Here is a 16,668-nt window from a genome sequence, read left to right as displayed (position 1 = left end):
TTGAGAGGTAAAGCAGTTTGAGCAATTGAAAATTTAAACAGAAGCAGGAATGCGGCAAGAAAGCTAAGGATGCGGGTAATAAATTTCCTCATGATTATCAGTTAGTTCAGTGAATGTAATACTTTAATTAATTAATGAAAAGGGGGAAACTTATTTTAAGCTAGCCGCATTTAAGGGGTAAATACAAATCGATCCACGGGATAAGACGAGAGCATTAGATAAGCCTAAATGTCAAATCGTTTATTCAAACCCTTTGACCGGTGCTTGTATTCAAGAGATCTTTGCTGCAAGTTGCGATAACGAACAGGTAAGCATCAACTGTTATTGTCTGGGAAATCAAGCCAGTAACAGTCGATGGACTCAAAGTCGTTTTATCAGTACTGCAATAAGAGCAATTAATATTGCAAAGCAAAGCTACTTCGGTAGCTTTTGTTTTTTATTGCTACATCGAGGAGCGCTGTTTCCTGGTTGTTTTTAGCCTTGCGCGTTTGACCTTACTTTTAACCTTTTTTAAGGTGTTTTTCTGTAAACCCAAATTTTGCTGGCTATTGTTATTCTCTTCGTTGTGGTTGCCGCTCTTATTATTATTAACCGTAACAGGGCCTCAAAGAAGCTGTGAAGAAATTTTTCCTTCCTTCGTTTAAGTTTAATTTAAAGACAGAAGATTGACGAGCATGTAAATCATATTACTTCAATTAGGTTATAAATTGATGTGTATCGGTTGGCTGCCTATTGTTATACAGCAAAAGTGAGTGACACAACCGGAGCCCAATAAAATTACTAACCCAACGGATCCAAATCTTTATTCTATTTGAGAATAATTGGAACAATTAACTTCGGCAAACAAAAAAACCAAATCTATAAAGCATCCGTTATGAAAAGATTACTATTTCTTTTTGCAGTATTGTTCTCGGCAGCAGCATGTAATACTACGCCGGATGCAACGGTAACAGAGATACAGGGAATTGACTCTTCGCTTAAACCGGGCAATAACTTTTTTATGTATGTCAATCATAGATGGTATGACTCGGCGCAAATACCTCCTTCACAGTCCGGGGTGGGAGCGTATATGTTTATGAATTATCCGCAACGCCTGCGTTTGCAGGGAATATTAGATAGTGTTGCAAAGGCAAATAATGCTTCGGGAAGCATTGAACAAAAGCTCGGCGATTTTTATGCATCAGGCATGGATACATTTACAATCGACAAACGTAGTTATGAACCTATTAGGCCTTTACTTGCTCGCATAGACAGTATCAGCGATGGTGCCTCTTTAATTAGGTTTGCAGCTACTGAAGCAAAGGCATCTAATACCTCTTTTTTAGCTTTTGGTGTAGGACCTGATAATAAAAACAGCAGCCTTAATATTGCTCATATTTATCAAACTGGTATTGGTCTGCCTGAGCGGGATTATTACTTTAAGACAGATGCTTCCAGCCTTGGCATTCAGCGGGCATACAGAACATATCTTGCCAGGCTCTTTCAACTTACAGGCAGCGATACCGCAACTGCTGCCAAAAATGCTGCTATTGTTTACAACATAGATAGACAACTTGCATCATCCCATAAGACGAATATTGACCTGCGGGATATAAACGCTAACTATAACAAAATGCCTGTCGCAGCACTTGTAAAGCGGCAACCCAATATCGGCTGGCAAAACGTTTTGAACGAATTGGGCGCGAAAACAGATTCTATAGATGTAGCGCAACTTGCCTATTACGATAAGTTGAACATGGCTTTAAAATCAATCCCTATTGAGGATTGGAAAATCTACGTGAAAGCTTATTCTATCAATACTTATGCAGACGTATTAAGTAAACCTTTTGTTGACGCCGCTTTTGATTTCAACAAAGTAATAACGGGACAGGCGATGCAAAAGTCACGCGGCGAAAAGATGGCAAGTGCAGTTGATCAATTGTTAGGTGAAGCACTTGGACAATTATATGTAAAGAAATATTTCACTGAAGATGCTAAAAAGCGGACGCTGGAACTGGTGAACAATTTACAAAAAGCATTGGCTGCAAGAATAGATAAGCTTGATTGGATGAGCGACAGCACCAAACAAAAGTCAAAAGAAAAGCTGTTTTCCATGACCAAAAAAATTGGTTACCCTGATAAGTGGAGAGATTATAGCAACGTAAATATTGTAAAAGGTAAATATTTTGAGAACATTGTTTCAGCCTCCGCTCACAACTACCAGTTTCAACTGGCAAAATTGAATAAGCCCGTTGACAGAAGTGAGTGGTTTACTACGCCTTCAACCGTTACTGCTTACTACAATCCTGCTGCCAATGAAATTGTTTTTCCTGCAGCCATATTGCAAACGCCATACTTTGATAACAATGCTGATGATGCCCTTAACTATGGTGGTATTGGTATGGTCATCGGCCATGAGATAACACATGCTTTTGATGACCAGGGCGCTCAGTTTGATAAAGAAGGCAATGTAAAAAACTGGTGGACGAAAGACGACTATACAAAGTTCAAGGCGAAAACACAGCAGGTGGTTGACCTGTATAATAAGTTTACAGTGTTGGATACTGTACATGTGAAAGGTGCTATGACAGTTGGAGAGAACGCTGCAGACGTTGGCGGCGTAGCCATTGCTTATGATGCTTTTAAAATGACCAAAGAAGGGCAAGATACCACGAAGGTGGGAGGCTATACACCTAACCAACGGTTCTTTATTTCTGTTGCCCGGATCTGGCGGGTAAAGATGAAAGATGAGTTCCTCCGTTTATGGATCAATAATAATCCGCACTCGCCCCCTATGTGGCGTGTAAATGGTCCCTTAATGAATACCCCGCATTTTCATGAAGCATTCAATGTTCAGCCGGGCGACAGTATGTATTTACCTGAAAAGGACAGGATTCATATTTGGTAGAAATGTTACCAGTGATGGCCTCGTTGAAAAGATCTGTGGCTGACGAAGGAGATGATGGCAGGACAAACAAAATTGAAATTGCAACCTTTCTAATCCTTTATACATTGTTGGATGACATGATTTTACACAACCAAAGCAGTTGCAATTAAAATTTATATTATTTAAGTTTACGCAACATGTAGGCCTTTTAAGAAAGTATGTGTATAGAAGTACTGATGAATATGCTAACAGAAGGTTTCAACAATTATTGTATTCATTTTCCTTTTGATTAAAACCCGTTGACACAGAACTTGTTCATTGCCATAAAAACTAACTAATGAAAAATTGTCCCAACTGCAACCATCAAAACCCAGATGAAGCTAAATTTTGCGAGACCTGCGGTACAGCGCTTGCTGGTAATATTCCTCAATCCTTCTTAGCGAATCAAACTAATACAACGACTTCAGAAGGAACGAAAATAGGGCTGGCAATTCTTTCGTTTATTATTCCTATAGTTGGGATAGTGTTGGGCATAAGCCAGATGAACGATAAGGATCCCTCAAAGAAGGCTGCTGGTAAAACTTATCTTTATCTTGGTATTGGCGGGCTTGTCCTGGCTTGTTTGTATGCGAGCGTAGTTGGATCTTCAGGATACTAATGCAACTATATGAATGTATTTCATTCCTTCTTTAGCCTTCTTTGCCACCAAATGCCCTCTCGGTCACCTCAGTGTTTAGGGCAAGTGTTCCCACTATGCTCTCGCTGTGCCGGTCTTTACTTTGGTGTACTATCTACCTATGTATATATTTTTTCTAGTAAGCAGCTAATAAACTTTTTTATCGATAAGAAGGCAGGCTTAATCTTAACGTTACTAATCTTGCCACTGTTTGTTGATGGCGTTGCAAATTTTTTCGCTTTATGGTCTACTCCTCCTTTAGTGCGATCAATAACAGGATTGCTAACAGGCATTACACTTCCGCTATTTTTAATGTTTATTCAAAATGCGGAGAGCGAGAAGCATCTTTTAAACGGACTAAATTTTTTACATGTTTTCGTTCCATTAATAATTTCTTCTGCTTTTATTTTTCTCTTAACTATTACAACTTCTCTTTTTATTTTTCATCTTCTTACGGTAATTGTAGCGATAGGTTTCGTTTTATTCTTTTCGAACATGATCATCACTCTACTGTGCCTAAGGGATGCTAATTTTTCAGCTCTGATAAAATAAATTTATAGTTCCCTGTGCTAACCATGTCACCATTATTGTAGCTTCCAATCCCATTATTACTTAAGTTCAATATGTCAGATATATTCATAAGCTATAAACGTGAGGATATTATACCCGCTAAAGCACTGGCTCTTCAGTTAAATAGCTTAGGCTGGACAGTATGGTGGGATCATGATATACCTGCTGGCGAGGATTATGACAAAGTAATTGAAAGTGAACTTGGAGAGGCAAAATGTGTCCTTGTTCTTTGGTCTGAACGCTCCGTTAATTCAAGAAACGTAAAAGATGAAGCAAATGTAGCATTAGACAGAGGTGTACTTATTCCTGTGTTGATTAGCAAAAATATACTCCCTCCTTTAGGCTTTCGCATGATACAATCTGTAACCTGGAGTTATAACACACCGACAGAAAAAGACGATTTCAAAGATCTTCTTCGGCATGCAAAAAGACTAATCGGTGATCCCCCAAAAAATGCAGAAAGTAGATTAGAAAAAAAAGGAATCGTTGATGAGAAACAGAAAGAAAAGACCAATCAAATAAAAACCAAGCGGGAAAAGTTGTTCGATCTTTTTGACAGGGGCATTATTAGTGTAGAGGTGTACTCTACATCTGTTATACTATTAAATAAAACGAGTGAACCAAGTGATAAAGAAAAGAAACTAATAAGGAATCTCGAGGCATTTTTAAATGACGGGCTATCGCGGGAGACTTTTGTTGATAACTGGGAAATGATAATGCAAATTCCAGAAAAACCCAGCACACCAAGCATTGTAAATAATTCTGAAATCAAAAATCCGTTACCGGAAAAGAAAAAATTTTGTATCAATTGTGGGAACCTAATTACTCCTGGACAATCTTTTTGTATTAAGTGTGGTAAAAGAGCAAATTGAAGTGTTGAACATTCATAAAAATTTCGTCCTCCATATCTCCAACAACACTTCAATCTGTCATAACAATCGCCAACCTAAATCCACAACTCTTCCAGTCAAGTGTAATTAACGATCCCTTGAATACTTGACAAGACAGACCTAGTTTCATTTGCACATAGTTCTATATTTCCTACAATTATTACTTCTGTTTCTTTTGCATCTTAAGTTGCTTTTTTTCTACCTTCATTCTTGCACGTACACCGTCATCAACCCCTCTGCCGCTTTCCATTGGTTTGAACACCGAACCTGAAGTTGGTGGCGTTGGTGGTGCTGTTTTTATTTGATACTTATGAACAATATTAGCTGACATTCTTTCTGTAGTATGAGGGAACAGATGATGTGAAAACCTGGTCAACTTTGCCTTTGTTGCAACAGCCAGCTCCTTTCGCGGATGAAGCGATGACCAGATCACCGCATTGACTACTTTATCCGGATTATCCATAGCAGCCATGCGTGGAGTGCCTCCGCTGTAATTTGCAGCATGTCTCCAAAAAGGTGTATCAAAAGCCCAAGGTTCGACAGTTACCACCTTTATGTTTTTGTGCCCGTTCAACCTCAGTTCCTGGTTAATCGCTTCGCCTAAATTCAACACTCCACCTTTGGTAGCAGCATATGATGCATGGTAAGCCAGGGGGTTTTCGCTTTCGATAGAACCCATATTGATAAGTACACCGTATCCCTGTTTTGTAAACTGGTTTATAGCAGCATGACTGCCATAAATAAAACCTTTGAGATTGATGTCAACAATTTGTGCCTGTTCTTCGATCGGAATTTCCCAAAAGCGACCAATGGCGCCGACGCCTGCCATATTTATCCAAACGTCAATATCTCCAAATTGCTTAAGCGCCGAGTCTTTTAATCGTTGCACATCTTCAGGTTTACTTATATCCATAGTAACTACAAGCGCCGTTCCTCCATTAGTCCTAACCTTAGCAGCTACTTCCTCCAGTAAGTCTGTTCGTCGTGCAGCTAACACTACGTTGGCTTTGTATTCGCCCAGCCTTTCTGCCACACCGCGCCCAAAGCCACTCGAAGCGCCCACTATTACAAATGTTTTACCTGCAGTTTTTCGTTGTCCGCTTTGACTAAGTCTCGATGTTGAACAACTTACTAATAGAAAGCCGAACAGCAGTGATAGAAAATAAATTTTGTTATGGAGAAACGATTTAAGCCCTAAGCAATGACTAGTATATGTGAGCAGATAAGTGATAACTTCATTATTCTTTTGTATTGATGTAAATTTTCTCATAAGTCTTTTTAATTACTATGCTATTAGAAATTATAAAAAATTAACATGTAAAAAGAGTGCCATAGCTCTTTTGGCAATAACCAGATGAAACTGATCCATGCAAAAGACAAGCGAATCGTAGTTGCCCGGACGGAACAAGGTTTTGTTGCTTTCGACGATCGCTGTTCTCACAAGGGCGGATCTCTTGCCGGTGGTGCCATGATCTGCGGTACCATTCAATGCCCATGGCACGGAACACAGTTTGACGTAAAGACCGGCGCGGTTAAAGCAGGGCCCGCAACAGAAAAAATTAAAACATACGAGGTTACCGAAGGACAGGGGAAAGTGTACCTGGTTTTGTAGATTGCAGCTAATGAAACTAGGAACCTTTTTACCAGCTTTTTTATAATTGCGCAAATGATCGTTGATGGCATTCTCGTGGCGATGCTCCATTCAACTGCAGTACTTTAATAAATCTTTGATCCCGTTATATTTTTTCTCCTACTGCCACGATCATTTCGCATGGGCCTTCAAATCCCCTTTCTGATTCGAATTGTTTTAGTTCCATTTCAATTTCTTCCCATACTGATTCTTTCTCGGCGTCTGGTAGCCCACTCAACATTTGATGTAGCGCGCCAAAAGACTCCTTTTCAAAGCGAACACACTCTGCTGCTGATGAAAGACGAAGGGGAGAGTTGATACGTTCTGCTTGTACATTTTTAAAACCCGCTTGTAAAAAGGCTTTTTCAATAACGCCTTCCGCTCCTAAGCTAAATGGTCCTGGTTGGCCAGATAGAGGAGGAGGCAACTTGGCCCGAGTGCGAATAATAGAAACAGGTACTGAGAAAAATTTATTCTTGTCAGGGGTTGAATACACAATTGCTGCCACTTTACCCCCTGGCTTCAAAACCCGCAACATTTCCTTCAAAGCTTTCTGTTGATCAGGAAAATAAATAAGACCTACCCTCGAAATAACAGCGTCGAAGTTTTCGTCATGTACAGTTAAATTTTCCCCGTCCATTACTTTGGTTTCAATGTTTTTCACCTCCGCCTGTTCAGCCATTTTTTGGGCATATTCCAAAATATTCGAAGAAATATCAGTGGCCAGAACATAGCCGGAAGAACCAACTCTTTTTGCTGCGGTGATAGATTGTTCACCTGCTCCCGCAGCAACGTCAAGTACTCGTTGACCGGTTGTAATACCAGCCATCTCCAACATTTTTTCTGTTGCAGGACCAAGCCATTGATGCAGTGTATCACTCCACCTGTACCATGCTTCTGCTGCCGATTGCCATTGGTCACGCGTCGTATTTTTGTACTTGGCTGCATCGAATTGGGGAGTAGTTGTTTCCATATTTTTAAATTTAAAAGTAGATGTTGTTAGAACCTTGATCTAAACAGCGTTATTCTTAAAGCTTCCGTCAAAATAAAATAAATACTGAACTTTTAAAAGTGCTAAAAGCCGAATTAAAAAGATGCATAAAAATTTTTAGAGCGAAAAGAGTTACGACGAAATTTCTCTTTGCTCGGAATGGTTGTTGAGATAGATGAGATGAAACAGTAGTTGTAAGAGCTAGTACGTTATGCGGTTGATAGAAAATTGCCGTCTAACAGTTTGTACTGTCTGTTATACGCTACTTTTTGTTGATGAAATTGTACATAGTTAAAATACTCTTTCCCGTCTTTATGCCGTTGCTTGCCGCCATTTTAAAAGTTATAATTCTACAGTAAACAATGCTGACACTTAACATCTGGAATATACTCGGAGGTATCTCCCTAATATTATTGGTGCTTTTTTCAAAAAACAAAAATGCCGTCTGGGGCGGCCTTGCAGGAGGATTGATTGTCGGTTTAATAATCGCAGGCCTTTATTCTTTTAAAGGAAATGGCTTTCCATGGATTATTTTGATGAAAGCGTCAATCATCGGAATACTTGCAGGATCATTATTCGTGCTGATTTCGCGACTATCAAAAAAGTAAAAGGAGTTTTGCGATTCGATTGTTACACCAACTTCTACAAAAAATGCTACTCTTTTCAGAATAGCATTTTGTTATAAATTTCAACTGGTCGCAACTACATTTTCATATTCATCGGAGCTGCTTGTTTTTTGCCTGTTTGGTCTAACGCAGCACGCAAACCTTTTGCCAGTTGTTCAGCTGGCCCCACTCCCCAATAATGTAAAAAGAAAATACGCGGTTGTTCATGCACCATATGGTTGTGTAAAGCAACCACTTCAATTCCATTCTCAATGAGTGCTTTAAGTACTGGCTCAACTTCATTTTCCAACATTGTAAAATCTCCCGCTACTGCAGCCTTGTCTGGTGTGCCCTGAAAGGCGGCCCATGTATTAAATCCAAGGAAAGTTGTCACTTTTACCCCGTGTTCTTTTAAATCAACATCGGGCCGGCCAATTGTGTATTTATAAACCCCCTTCGTCATTTCAGCCTTACTACCAATGATTTTATCCAATTTTTTGGTATCAAGTGAATTGCTCACTGCTTCCGATGACGCCGTACCTTTTGAAGGATCGCCACCACGCACTTCTCTCACTTTATCTAATACTGCCTTTGCTTTTTGTGCCATTGCTTCTGTACTCCCAGAACCGCCCATATGCATAAACATTATATTAGGATGATTGCGTACGAAATGATTGTGGATAGCAGTACTTGTCAAACCTTGCCTAATAATTTCCTGTTGCACTGGTTTTAAGTCAGTTTCGGTAATAATAATGTCTCCCATTACCATAGCTCCGTCAGGCGAAGGTGTAAAGGCGACCCAGGTACCTAAACCCATAGCAGGAATAATCTTAAAGCCGTCAACCTTTACGTCTAAATCGTTTTGGGGAACAGTGATTTTGTACTCGCCATTATTTGATTTTCCTTTCATCCCCATTACACGTTCAATAGCTGATGTATCAAGCGTCGCAAGTTTCATTGCGCTGCCTTTTCCCTTCACCTGCGAATAACTTTCTATGGCATTCGTTGCCATTATAGTAACAAAAAGGAGGGACCACCTAAACATTTTATGTGTTTTTTTCATTATTGTGCTTTTATTGGTTGAAAGTAGAGGTTTAGAATTGACAGCAAAACATTCATTTAAAATTTTTTGAAAGTTTTTATTATTACTTCGTCAGCCCTCGTTACTTTATTGTACATCGTTGTGTCACTCACTTGTACTTGTAAAACTTTATTAACCTTTTTCCCGAAAGGAAAATACTCGCAGAGGTCTTTGCTAAAAACAAAAATCCCAGCAATCTATCAATGACTGATGGGACTTCTGTTTTTTCTTACCTACGTTTATTGACCCAAGATATGTTCAATCCTGTCCAATTCTTCCTGCGTAAAAATAGTTCTCGAATAAGACTCAAGGCAGTCTTCTAATTGCTCCACCTTACTTACGCCTATAAGGACGGAAGTAATGCGATCGTCTTTTAGCAGCCACGAAAGGGCCATTTGCGCAAGCGTCTGGCCTCGCTCCTGCGCTATGTAATTTAATCTTGCAATTTTATCTACGGTCTCAGGTGTTACCTGGTTCTCCTGTAAAAATCCGGTTGGTTTAGCCGCACGTGAATCTTCAGGTATTCCTTTTAAATATTTATTAGTCAGCAACCCCTGCGCAAGAGGCGAAAAGGGTATACATCCAACACCTTCCCGTTCAAGCAAGTCTAGCAACCCTCCTTCAACCCAACGCTCGAACATAGAGTATTTAGGCTGATGTATGATGCACGGCGTTCCCAGCTCTTTCAGAATTTGCATCGCCCTTTCTGCTTCCGGCGCCTGGTAGTTAGATATACCAACGTAGAGGGCTTTTCCTTGCCTTACAATCAGGTCAAGAGCACCCATCGTTTCCTCTAAAGGCGTGGAAGGGTCGGGACGATGGCTATAAAAAATATCTACATAGTCAAGCCTCATTCTTTTTAGACTTTGGTCAAGGCTCGATACTAAGTATTTTTTTGAACCCCATTCTCCGTAAGGCCCTTCCCACATTTTGTAACCGGCTTTCGAAGAGATAATCATCTCATCCCTGTAGCCCTCGAAATCTTTTTTAAGGATATGCCCAAAATTTTCTTCGGCGGATCCGGGAGGAGGTCCGTAATTGTTTGCAAGGTCAAAGTGCGTGATGCCGCTATCAAATGCATGCTGCAAAATTTTACGGCAGTTTTTATAATCATCGACGTCGCCGAAGTTGTGCCAAAGTCCAAGTGATATTGCCGGTAGCAATAAACCACTTTTTCCACAACGTCGGTATTCCATTGTTTTATATCTTTCTGCTGAAGGCGTGTATGACGACATATGTTATTGATATTTAAGCTCAAAAGTAACGATTATCTATTTGTACCCTTAAGCATGATGAAGTTTTCAGCTCTTTGACGTAAAAAAATCAGGCCTCCAAAATTTCATATTCGGGTGTTACAGTTTTAAAGGTTTTTGAAGCAATTTTTCTGGTTATCATAAAAGCTCTCCAATTTGTTACCAAGAAAAAACAGCTTTCCAAGTCTTCAAATTCTCTCTAAAACCGATTCGTATAAAATAAAAAAGGCATGCAAGTTGCATTACTCGAATTGTAACAAACTGGTATTTTATGAAAAATACTTTTTTACTAATCGCCTCTTTGATATTTTGTTCAGTGTCGCTGCCAGTTTTTAGCGTTGCTCAACGACAAAGTGCAAATTTGCTCAGCAACTTCGAAGCACAGCAAAAAGGAAATGCAGTTCAATTAGGGTGGATAGCTATGTATGAAGCCGACGCGGAGAGCCACGAAATTCAGAAAAGCGCAAACGGCTCATCTTTTACAAATATTGGAAATCTTGTAGCTCAAAATTATGCCGGTACCTATCGGTATTCTTTTTTAGATGCTACACCAGTTGAAGGCCTTAATTATTATCGCTTACGTACTCTCAGCAAGGATGGACGTGAAACTTTCAGCAACATCATACAGGTTGACAGGGGAGTCGGACGAACTGATCTTAGAATACTTCCTAACCCAGTGCAGCGAGGCGTTCTCAATTTGCAATTAAATAATATTAGCAGCGGAAAGTACGCGATTAGCCTGTACAGTAATTCGGGACAAAAAGTCTTTGCCCGTTCTTTGGATTTGTTGGAGGGATCAATAACACAAACTATTAATCTTCCTCAAAATCTTGGTCACGGGATGTACTTTCTACAGCTAACTAATGGCGATACAAGAATCAATAAGCAGGTCATATTACAATAGGAATTTTGATGGATCAAATACACAGACCCTTGTTCAACATCGTATCTAAGATTTCTAACTCCGAGGCCAGTTTTCAAGCAGATAAGTTTTGTTGGAAATAACGGCTTCATTGTATATTCAATCTCTGCAAATGTTTTTATATGCCAGAGAGAAAAAAAGTGTTAGCCTTATGCGGAAGTACAAGAAGCAAGTCAACCAATCTAAACTTCATTGAGGCCGTTGCCGCTTTGGGCAATCAAAGCTTTGAGATTAACATGTATCCTTCGCTAGCCGCGTTACCGCATTTTAATCCCGACTTAGATACCGATACTCCGCCGAGTGAAGTTGCCGAGTTTCGAAGGTTAATAGTAGAATCAGACGGAGTGCTGATTTGTACGCCTGAATATGCATTAGGAGTACCAGGTTCTTTAAAAAATGCGCTCGATTGGTTGGTCTCTTCTTGCGAGTTGTCACATAAACCTGTTGCCCTCATTACAGCGGCTACCTCCGGCGCAAAAGCACATGAGTCGTTGTTAGGTACCCTGCAAATGATTGAGGCCGAAGTAGGAGAGAAGTCTCAATTATTAATTTCATTTGCGAAAACGAAAATTAATTACAGTTCGGAAATCACTGATAAAATAACATTGGCTGCAATTGAAGAATTGATCGAAGCATTTACTTTTTCTATGCACAGCAAAGTCCTCAGTCATCCAACAACCGAATGATATTTGGCATCATTCATAAGTATTTCAGTTCCTCCTGGTGCATAAGACAACACCTTTCTTGCTAATAGTAAATCATTAATTTTGATACTATTGCATTCATTCATGGAACACAACCATTCACATCACGATCATAGTCACAGCATTGTTCTTACCAATGTAAATAGTTCATTTGTTATTGGCATAGTACTTAATTTTTTATTTGTTGTAATAGAGGTAGTTGTTGGCCTGTCGGTAAAATCGCTCTCTTTATTGTCAGATGCAGGACACAACCTAGTGGACGTAGGAAGCCTCGCCCTTTCTTTATTGGCCTTTAGGTTAATGAAGGTTAAGTCGAATCCGAGATACACTTACGGCTATCGCAAGACGACCATCCTGGTGGCGTTGTTTAATGGGGCCGTTTTGCTGATTTCGATAGGAGCTATTATTTATGAGGCCCTTCATCGCTTTAATAATCCTGAACCTTTACCTGGAAAGACCATTGCAATTGTTGCAGGCATTGGTATCGCTATCAATTTTATTACAGCGCTGTTATTCTTCAAGAATAAAGAGAACGATCTTAATATCAAGAGCGCTTATTTGCATTTAATGGCTGACGCTGCAGTGAGTGCAGGTATTGTTGTCGGAGGTATAGTGATGATGTATACCAATTGGTTTTGGATTGACCCCGTAATAAGTATTGTTATTGCCCTGGTTATTTTAGGTAGTACCTGGAAGTTGCTTAAAGACAGTTTAAGGCTTTCACTGGATGGCGTCCCAAAAAACATAGATCTTGAAAAGATAAAAACAGAAGCGCTAAAAATTGCAGGGATAAAAAATATTCACCACATACATGTATGGGCGCTGAGCACAAGTGAAAATGCGATGACCGTCCACCTAGTACTTGATACAACTATCGACAAAAAAGGGGTCAAAGCGGTAAAAGATGAATTAAAGCACCGCTTGTTGCACATGAACATTCAGCATATGACGATTGAAACAGAATTTGCGGATGACCCTTGCGTAGTTACTAATTGTTGAGCAATTGCATCAACTACTACTTTGAATAGAATTGCTTACTTTTTTCAAATAGAATAATAATTTCAAAAGCTTTTGCGTTTCTATCGAAACGAGATTAAATGCCGGAAGATTATTATTATGAAGCTGCGGAAGTTAGCTCCATTGGAATTTCACTGAAGGAATTATTAGAGTATTATCGCTTGTTGTGCCAACAATAATAAGCCGCGCTAATTTCATTTAGCGCTATTCTATTTTTCTAAATAAAAGAGCCCATTGCAATTTTTTTGATTTGCAATGGGCTCTTTTATTTAGGTATAGTCAAATTATTTCTTGTAAGTCTCTACCATCGAAATCGTGCCGTCAGCATTGTGTTTTAGCTCGGCCACTTTTATATTTCTCAAGTGAGTTTTTCCTGACAATTGTGTGTCGTGGTAAAAGATGTACCATTTTCCTTTAAACTCTACTATCGAGTGGTGCGTTGTCCATCCCTCTACAGGATTCATAAAAATACCTTCGTAAGTAAACGGTCCAAAGGGGTTGTCTCCAATAGCATAGGCCAATAAATGTGTATCGCCGGTAGAATACGAGAAGTAATATTTCCCTTTGTATTTGTGCATCCAACCTCCTTCGAAAAAGCGTCGGTTATGATCTTTCGTTAATAAAGGCTTGCCTTCTTTGTCAACAATTTGAACATCTCTTACAGGGCCATCAAACTCCAGCATGTTTTTGCTCATCTTCGCTACTTTAGCAGTGAGCGCTGGTTCGTCTGCTTTTCCAAGGTCTGTTTTCGATCCGTTTTCATCATATTTTCCATTGGACCACCTTTGCAGTTGCCCGCCCCAGATGCCGCCGAAATACATGTACGAGTTACCATCTGTATCAGTAAAAACAGCAGGGTCGATACTGAAGCTGCCCTCGATTGGTTTGGGCTGCGCCTTGAAAGGGCCCGTTGGTGATTTGCTTGTTGCTACCCCAATTTTAAAAACATCCTGTTTATCCTTAACAGGAAAATAGAGGTAATAAGTTCCATTCTTATAAGCTGCATCAGGCGCCCATAGTTGACGCCCCGCCCAGGAAATGTCTTTAACGCTTAATGCAACGCCATGGTCTGTAACTTTTCCTGGTATGCTCGACATTGAAAGGATATGATAATCACGCATATCAAAATGATCTCCATTGTCATTTTCTTTTACGCCTGCTTCGACATCGTGGGAAGGATAAATGTAGATCTTGCCCTTAAAAACATGGGCTGAAGGATCCGCGGTATAAATATTTTTTATTAAAGGTTGAGCTAAGTAGTGATCGCTGCTGTTAAAAGCTTTTTGTGCATCGAGGTTAGTAGTAGCGGCCAATAGAGCGGAAACGGCAACCACGGTCGAGCAGAGTTTTGTACGATTGATCATATTTAAAGAAAAACTTTAATTGTTAGAAATAGGTTGAAAGTAAGGTGATAAAAGATTTGCCGATGAACGAAGTGCGACGCAACGATGCCCAATTGTATTATTAAGCTTGTACCAAAAATGCCCTTAAAAGTTTACAACCTCCCCATACACTTTCTTCGGTTTTAAATTTCTGTCGAACAGCAGCGGATAGTCTTTACGGTTTCGAACAGGAAAGTCATCAAGCCAGCTGCTTCTGTCAGAAATATTCCAGAAAGTAACACCAGACATAACATTGCGGTATTTTCTAAAAAGGTCGAAGCTCATTTTGTACACCTCGAGTTGTTTCTGTTCTTTTTGTGGAGTGAAACTGGTGTCGTTATCATTAGCCTGCCTTTGCCTTGCGTTGTGTTCTTTCGGGTAAACGGAAATGTCTAATTCCGTCACCTGCACTTTTAGTCCAAGGTCTGCAAACCTTTTGATCGTACTATCCAGCTGTCCTTGTGAAGGTTCGTTCACTGCCCAATGTCCCTGCAGGCCAACTCCATGAATCGGCACGCCTGCGTCTTTCAATCCTTTTACAAGCTTGTAAATCTTTTCTCTTTTTACCGGGCTTATTTCGTTGTAGTCGTTATAAAATAAGACTGCATCAGGATCTACTTCATGCGCATATTGAAAGGCTTTGGCAATATATTCTTCGCCACAGATTTTTAACCATTCTGAGTTTCGGAGGTATTCGTCCGGGGCGTCTGAAATGGCTTCATTAACCACATCCCACGCGTATAATTTTCCTTTGTACCTGTTTACAACAGTTGTAATATGATCCTTTAGGCGTTGTAGCAAAACTTCCTTTGAAACCGTTTTACCTTCCTTATCTGTAAACATCCAGCGCGGAGCCTGGCTATGCCAGCACAAATTATGGCCCCTAACCTTTAATCCATGCCGTTGCGCAAAATTTACAATTGAATCGGCGTCCGCCCAGTTATACTTGTCTTCCTGTGGATGGATCGGGCCCATCTTCATCGCATTCTCAGGCGTAAGACTATTAAACTCGCGCAAAATTAATTGTGCTTCATCGCCTGCCAGGTTTCTAGGGGCGACTGCTACTCCTACAGGGAAAAAACTTCTATAGTAATCTTTCAATCCCTTGTTTGCGGCGGTCGTAGTGGCAGCGCGTTGCGAACTACAGGAAGCAGCAACGATGCTTAGAATGATTGTAGCGCTTAAAAATTTGTTCTTCAAAATTGGCTAATTGTAGTTTTAATGTTTTTAGATATGTTTTTCACTTTCCCCGAAATGTAACTCTTCGATTATTTCTTGTTGTAGTCCTTTACGTACCCTGCAATGTCGATCATTGGAGCAGTCCAAACGTCTTTTTGATTTTGTTTTAAGAAATGTAAAAGCTGGCTATGCGCTTGTAAAGAAACATTAAGGCTATGGCCGCCGCCCACTCCGTGAAAAAGAAAGACAAGCAGTGTGTTTGTTTCCATTGCCTTTTTGACTAGCGAGATAAGCTGGTCGCCGGTCTCTCCGTTGATAACATAGCATTCGATATTGTATGGATCAATTTGTTTTATTGCAGGCATTCGCGCAACAGTTCCTCTTGCTGCAACAAAGTCATTTTTTAAAAGATCTACATAAGATGAGTCACCGATTTTAGTATCACCGCAGGGATAAGCAAAAGTTCTTTTTGTTTTTCCGTCTATTGCTTTAAGTAAAGTATTGGTCATTTTGATCTCGTCAACTAACCTGCGGAAAGTATACCTGTTTAAGTCGTAGTCCGGCGTTACAAAACTTCTTCCCGGACCACCTGCGCATGGATGGTAAAGCGTGTGGTTGCCTAGTTCATGACCGTTTTTTGCAATTGATCTCCACTCATCGATCCTTGCGGATAAGGCTCCGGAGTAGCCGGATAGATAAAAAGAACCCTTGAGGCCCACTGAGTCTAAAGCAGGAATTACATTGTCGAGATCAACATTTATAGCATCGTCGTATGTTAAGGAGACAGCACATTTGCGGTTGTTCCATAACCTTCCGTTTTGGGCAAAAGAGCCTGAAGCGATACACGAGATAAGAATGAGTAAGAATATTTGTTGCATTTTTCTGGTCCGTCGTTTTGTTTG

Annotated in this window: 15 protein-coding genes and 1 pseudogene; 9 read left to right on the top strand and 7 right to left on the bottom strand. The window is 40.0% G+C overall.

Going from position 1 to position 16,668, the window contains the following annotated elements:
- The first annotated feature begins 874 nt into the window (after positions 1-874).
- From SAE01_RS19860 to SAE01_RS19845, 4 genes are all read left to right on the top strand, one after another.
- The gene (locus tag SAE01_RS19860; RefSeq protein WP_147205551.1) at positions 875-2,887 is read left to right on the top strand and encodes a M13 family metallopeptidase; all 2,013 of its coding nucleotides are present in this window, start codon (positions 875-877) and stop codon (positions 2,885-2,887) included.
- Between the two features lie 316 nt (positions 2,888-3,203).
- The gene (locus tag SAE01_RS19855) at positions 3,204-3,524 is read left to right on the top strand and encodes a zinc-ribbon domain-containing protein (RefSeq protein WP_147205550.1); all 321 of its coding nucleotides are present in this window, start codon (positions 3,204-3,206) and stop codon (positions 3,522-3,524) included.
- A gap of 9 nt (positions 3,525-3,533) precedes the next feature.
- Positions 3,534-4,094, top strand: a complete 561-nt coding sequence (locus tag SAE01_RS25220) for a DUF2085 domain-containing protein (protein ID WP_147205549.1) — start codon at positions 3,534-3,536, stop codon at positions 4,092-4,094.
- A gap of 71 nt (positions 4,095-4,165) precedes the next feature.
- A complete protein-coding gene (locus SAE01_RS19845) occupies positions 4,166-4,984 on the top strand; it encodes a TIR domain-containing protein (protein ID WP_147205548.1) in 819 nt (272 codons plus the stop codon).
- A gap of 178 nt (positions 4,985-5,162) precedes the next feature.
- Here the strand turns inward: SAE01_RS19845 and SAE01_RS19840 are convergent, their stop codons facing one another.
- Complete coding sequence (locus SAE01_RS19840) at positions 5,163-6,272, bottom strand: SDR family NAD(P)-dependent oxidoreductase (protein ID WP_147205547.1); 1,110 nt, start codon at positions 6,270-6,272, stop codon at positions 5,163-5,165.
- 78 nt (positions 6,273-6,350) lie between these two features.
- Here SAE01_RS19840 and SAE01_RS19835 point away from each other — a divergent pair.
- Positions 6,351-6,614, top strand: a pseudogene (locus SAE01_RS19835) (Rieske (2Fe-2S) protein); the annotation flags it as partial.
- Between the two features lie 124 nt (positions 6,615-6,738).
- Here SAE01_RS19835 and SAE01_RS19830 read toward each other — a convergent pair.
- Positions 6,739-7,605 (bottom strand): class I SAM-dependent methyltransferase, encoded by an 867-nt coding sequence (locus tag SAE01_RS19830; RefSeq protein WP_147205545.1) that lies wholly within the window; start codon positions 7,603-7,605, stop codon positions 6,739-6,741.
- Between the two features lie 380 nt (positions 7,606-7,985).
- On the opposite strand from SAE01_RS19830, the gene SAE01_RS19825 reads away from it, so the two are divergent.
- Positions 7,986-8,231, top strand: coding sequence for a hypothetical protein (locus tag SAE01_RS19825; protein ID WP_147205544.1), 246 nt, complete (start codon positions 7,986-7,988; stop codon positions 8,229-8,231).
- Between the two features lie 94 nt (positions 8,232-8,325).
- Here SAE01_RS19825 and SAE01_RS19820 read toward each other — a convergent pair whose 3' ends face one another.
- Complete coding sequence (locus SAE01_RS19820; protein WP_147205543.1) at positions 8,326-9,291, bottom strand: DUF1259 domain-containing protein; 966 nt, start codon at positions 9,289-9,291, stop codon at positions 8,326-8,328.
- A 257-nt stretch (positions 9,292-9,548) separates the two neighbouring features.
- Entirely contained in the window at positions 9,549-10,544 is a 996-nt protein-coding gene (gene mgrA, locus SAE01_RS19815) for an L-glyceraldehyde 3-phosphate reductase (RefSeq protein WP_147205542.1), read from the bottom strand.
- A 289-nt stretch (positions 10,545-10,833) separates the two neighbouring features.
- Between mgrA and SAE01_RS19810 the strand changes: the two genes are divergently transcribed.
- From SAE01_RS19810 to SAE01_RS19800, 3 genes are all read left to right on the top strand, one after another.
- The gene (locus tag SAE01_RS19810; RefSeq protein WP_147205541.1) at positions 10,834-11,466 is read left to right on the top strand and encodes a T9SS type A sorting domain-containing protein; all 633 of its coding nucleotides are present in this window, start codon (positions 10,834-10,836) and stop codon (positions 11,464-11,466) included.
- Between the two features lie 140 nt (positions 11,467-11,606).
- Positions 11,607-12,170 (top strand): NADPH-dependent FMN reductase, encoded by a 564-nt coding sequence (locus SAE01_RS19805; protein WP_147205540.1) that lies wholly within the window; start codon positions 11,607-11,609, stop codon positions 12,168-12,170.
- Between the two features lie 81 nt (positions 12,171-12,251).
- Positions 12,252-13,187, top strand: a complete 936-nt coding sequence (locus tag SAE01_RS19800) for a cation diffusion facilitator family transporter (RefSeq protein ID WP_246113289.1) — start codon at positions 12,252-12,254, stop codon at positions 13,185-13,187.
- Positions 13,188-13,489: 302 nt separating this feature from the next.
- Here SAE01_RS19800 and SAE01_RS19795 read toward each other — a convergent pair whose 3' ends face one another.
- From SAE01_RS19795 to SAE01_RS19785, 3 genes are all read right to left on the bottom strand, one after another.
- Entirely contained in the window at positions 13,490-14,569 is a 1,080-nt protein-coding gene (locus SAE01_RS19795) for a glycoside hydrolase family 43 protein (protein WP_147205539.1), read from the bottom strand.
- A gap of 123 nt (positions 14,570-14,692) precedes the next feature.
- The gene (locus SAE01_RS19790; protein ID WP_246113288.1) at positions 14,693-15,787 is read right to left on the bottom strand and encodes an endo-1,4-beta-xylanase; all 1,095 of its coding nucleotides are present in this window, start codon (positions 15,785-15,787) and stop codon (positions 14,693-14,695) included.
- Positions 15,788-15,855: 68 nt separating this feature from the next.
- Positions 15,856-16,644, bottom strand: a complete 789-nt coding sequence (locus tag SAE01_RS19785) for a polysaccharide deacetylase family protein (RefSeq protein ID WP_147205537.1) — start codon at positions 16,642-16,644, stop codon at positions 15,856-15,858.
- Between the last annotated feature and the right edge of the window lie 24 nt (positions 16,645-16,668).

The sequence above is a fragment of the Segetibacter aerophilus genome (assembly GCF_007991655.1).
Lineage (GTDB): Bacteria > Bacteroidota > Bacteroidia > Chitinophagales > Chitinophagaceae > Segetibacter > Segetibacter aerophilus.
The sequence above is the reverse complement of the archived record's forward strand: the minus strand, read 5'-3'. Positions and strand labels throughout refer to the sequence as shown.

Coding starts and splice junctions, on each gene's coding strand:
- SAE01_RS19860 (WP_147205551.1), top strand. CDS start 875: ATGAAAAGATTACTATTTCTTTTTGCAGTATTGTTCTCGGCAGCAGCA.
- SAE01_RS19855 (WP_147205550.1), top strand. CDS start 3,204: ATGAAAAATTGTCCCAACTGCAACCATCAAAACCCAGATGAAGCTAAA.
- SAE01_RS25220 (WP_147205549.1), top strand. CDS start 3,534: ATGAATGTATTTCATTCCTTCTTTAGCCTTCTTTGCCACCAAATGCCC.
- SAE01_RS19845 (WP_147205548.1), top strand. CDS start 4,166: ATGTCAGATATATTCATAAGCTATAAACGTGAGGATATTATACCCGCT.
- SAE01_RS19840 (WP_147205547.1), bottom strand. CDS start 6,272: ATGAGAAAATTTACATCAATACAAAAGAATAATGAAGTTATCACTTAT.
- SAE01_RS19830 (WP_147205545.1), bottom strand. CDS start 7,605: ATGGAAACAACTACTCCCCAATTCGATGCAGCCAAGTACAAAAATACG.
- SAE01_RS19825 (WP_147205544.1), top strand. CDS start 7,986: ATGCTGACACTTAACATCTGGAATATACTCGGAGGTATCTCCCTAATA.
- SAE01_RS19820 (WP_147205543.1), bottom strand. CDS start 9,291: ATGAAAAAAACACATAAAATGTTTAGGTGGTCCCTCCTTTTTGTTACT.
- mgrA (WP_147205542.1), bottom strand. CDS start 10,544: ATGTCGTCATACACGCCTTCAGCAGAAAGATATAAAACAATGGAATAC.
- SAE01_RS19810 (WP_147205541.1), top strand. CDS start 10,834: ATGAAAAATACTTTTTTACTAATCGCCTCTTTGATATTTTGTTCAGTG.
- SAE01_RS19805 (WP_147205540.1), top strand. CDS start 11,607: ATGCCAGAGAGAAAAAAAGTGTTAGCCTTATGCGGAAGTACAAGAAGC.
- SAE01_RS19795 (WP_147205539.1), bottom strand. CDS start 14,569: ATGATCAATCGTACAAAACTCTGCTCGACCGTGGTTGCCGTTTCCGCT.
- SAE01_RS19785 (WP_147205537.1), bottom strand. CDS start 16,644: ATGCAACAAATATTCTTACTCATTCTTATCTCGTGTATCGCTTCAGGC.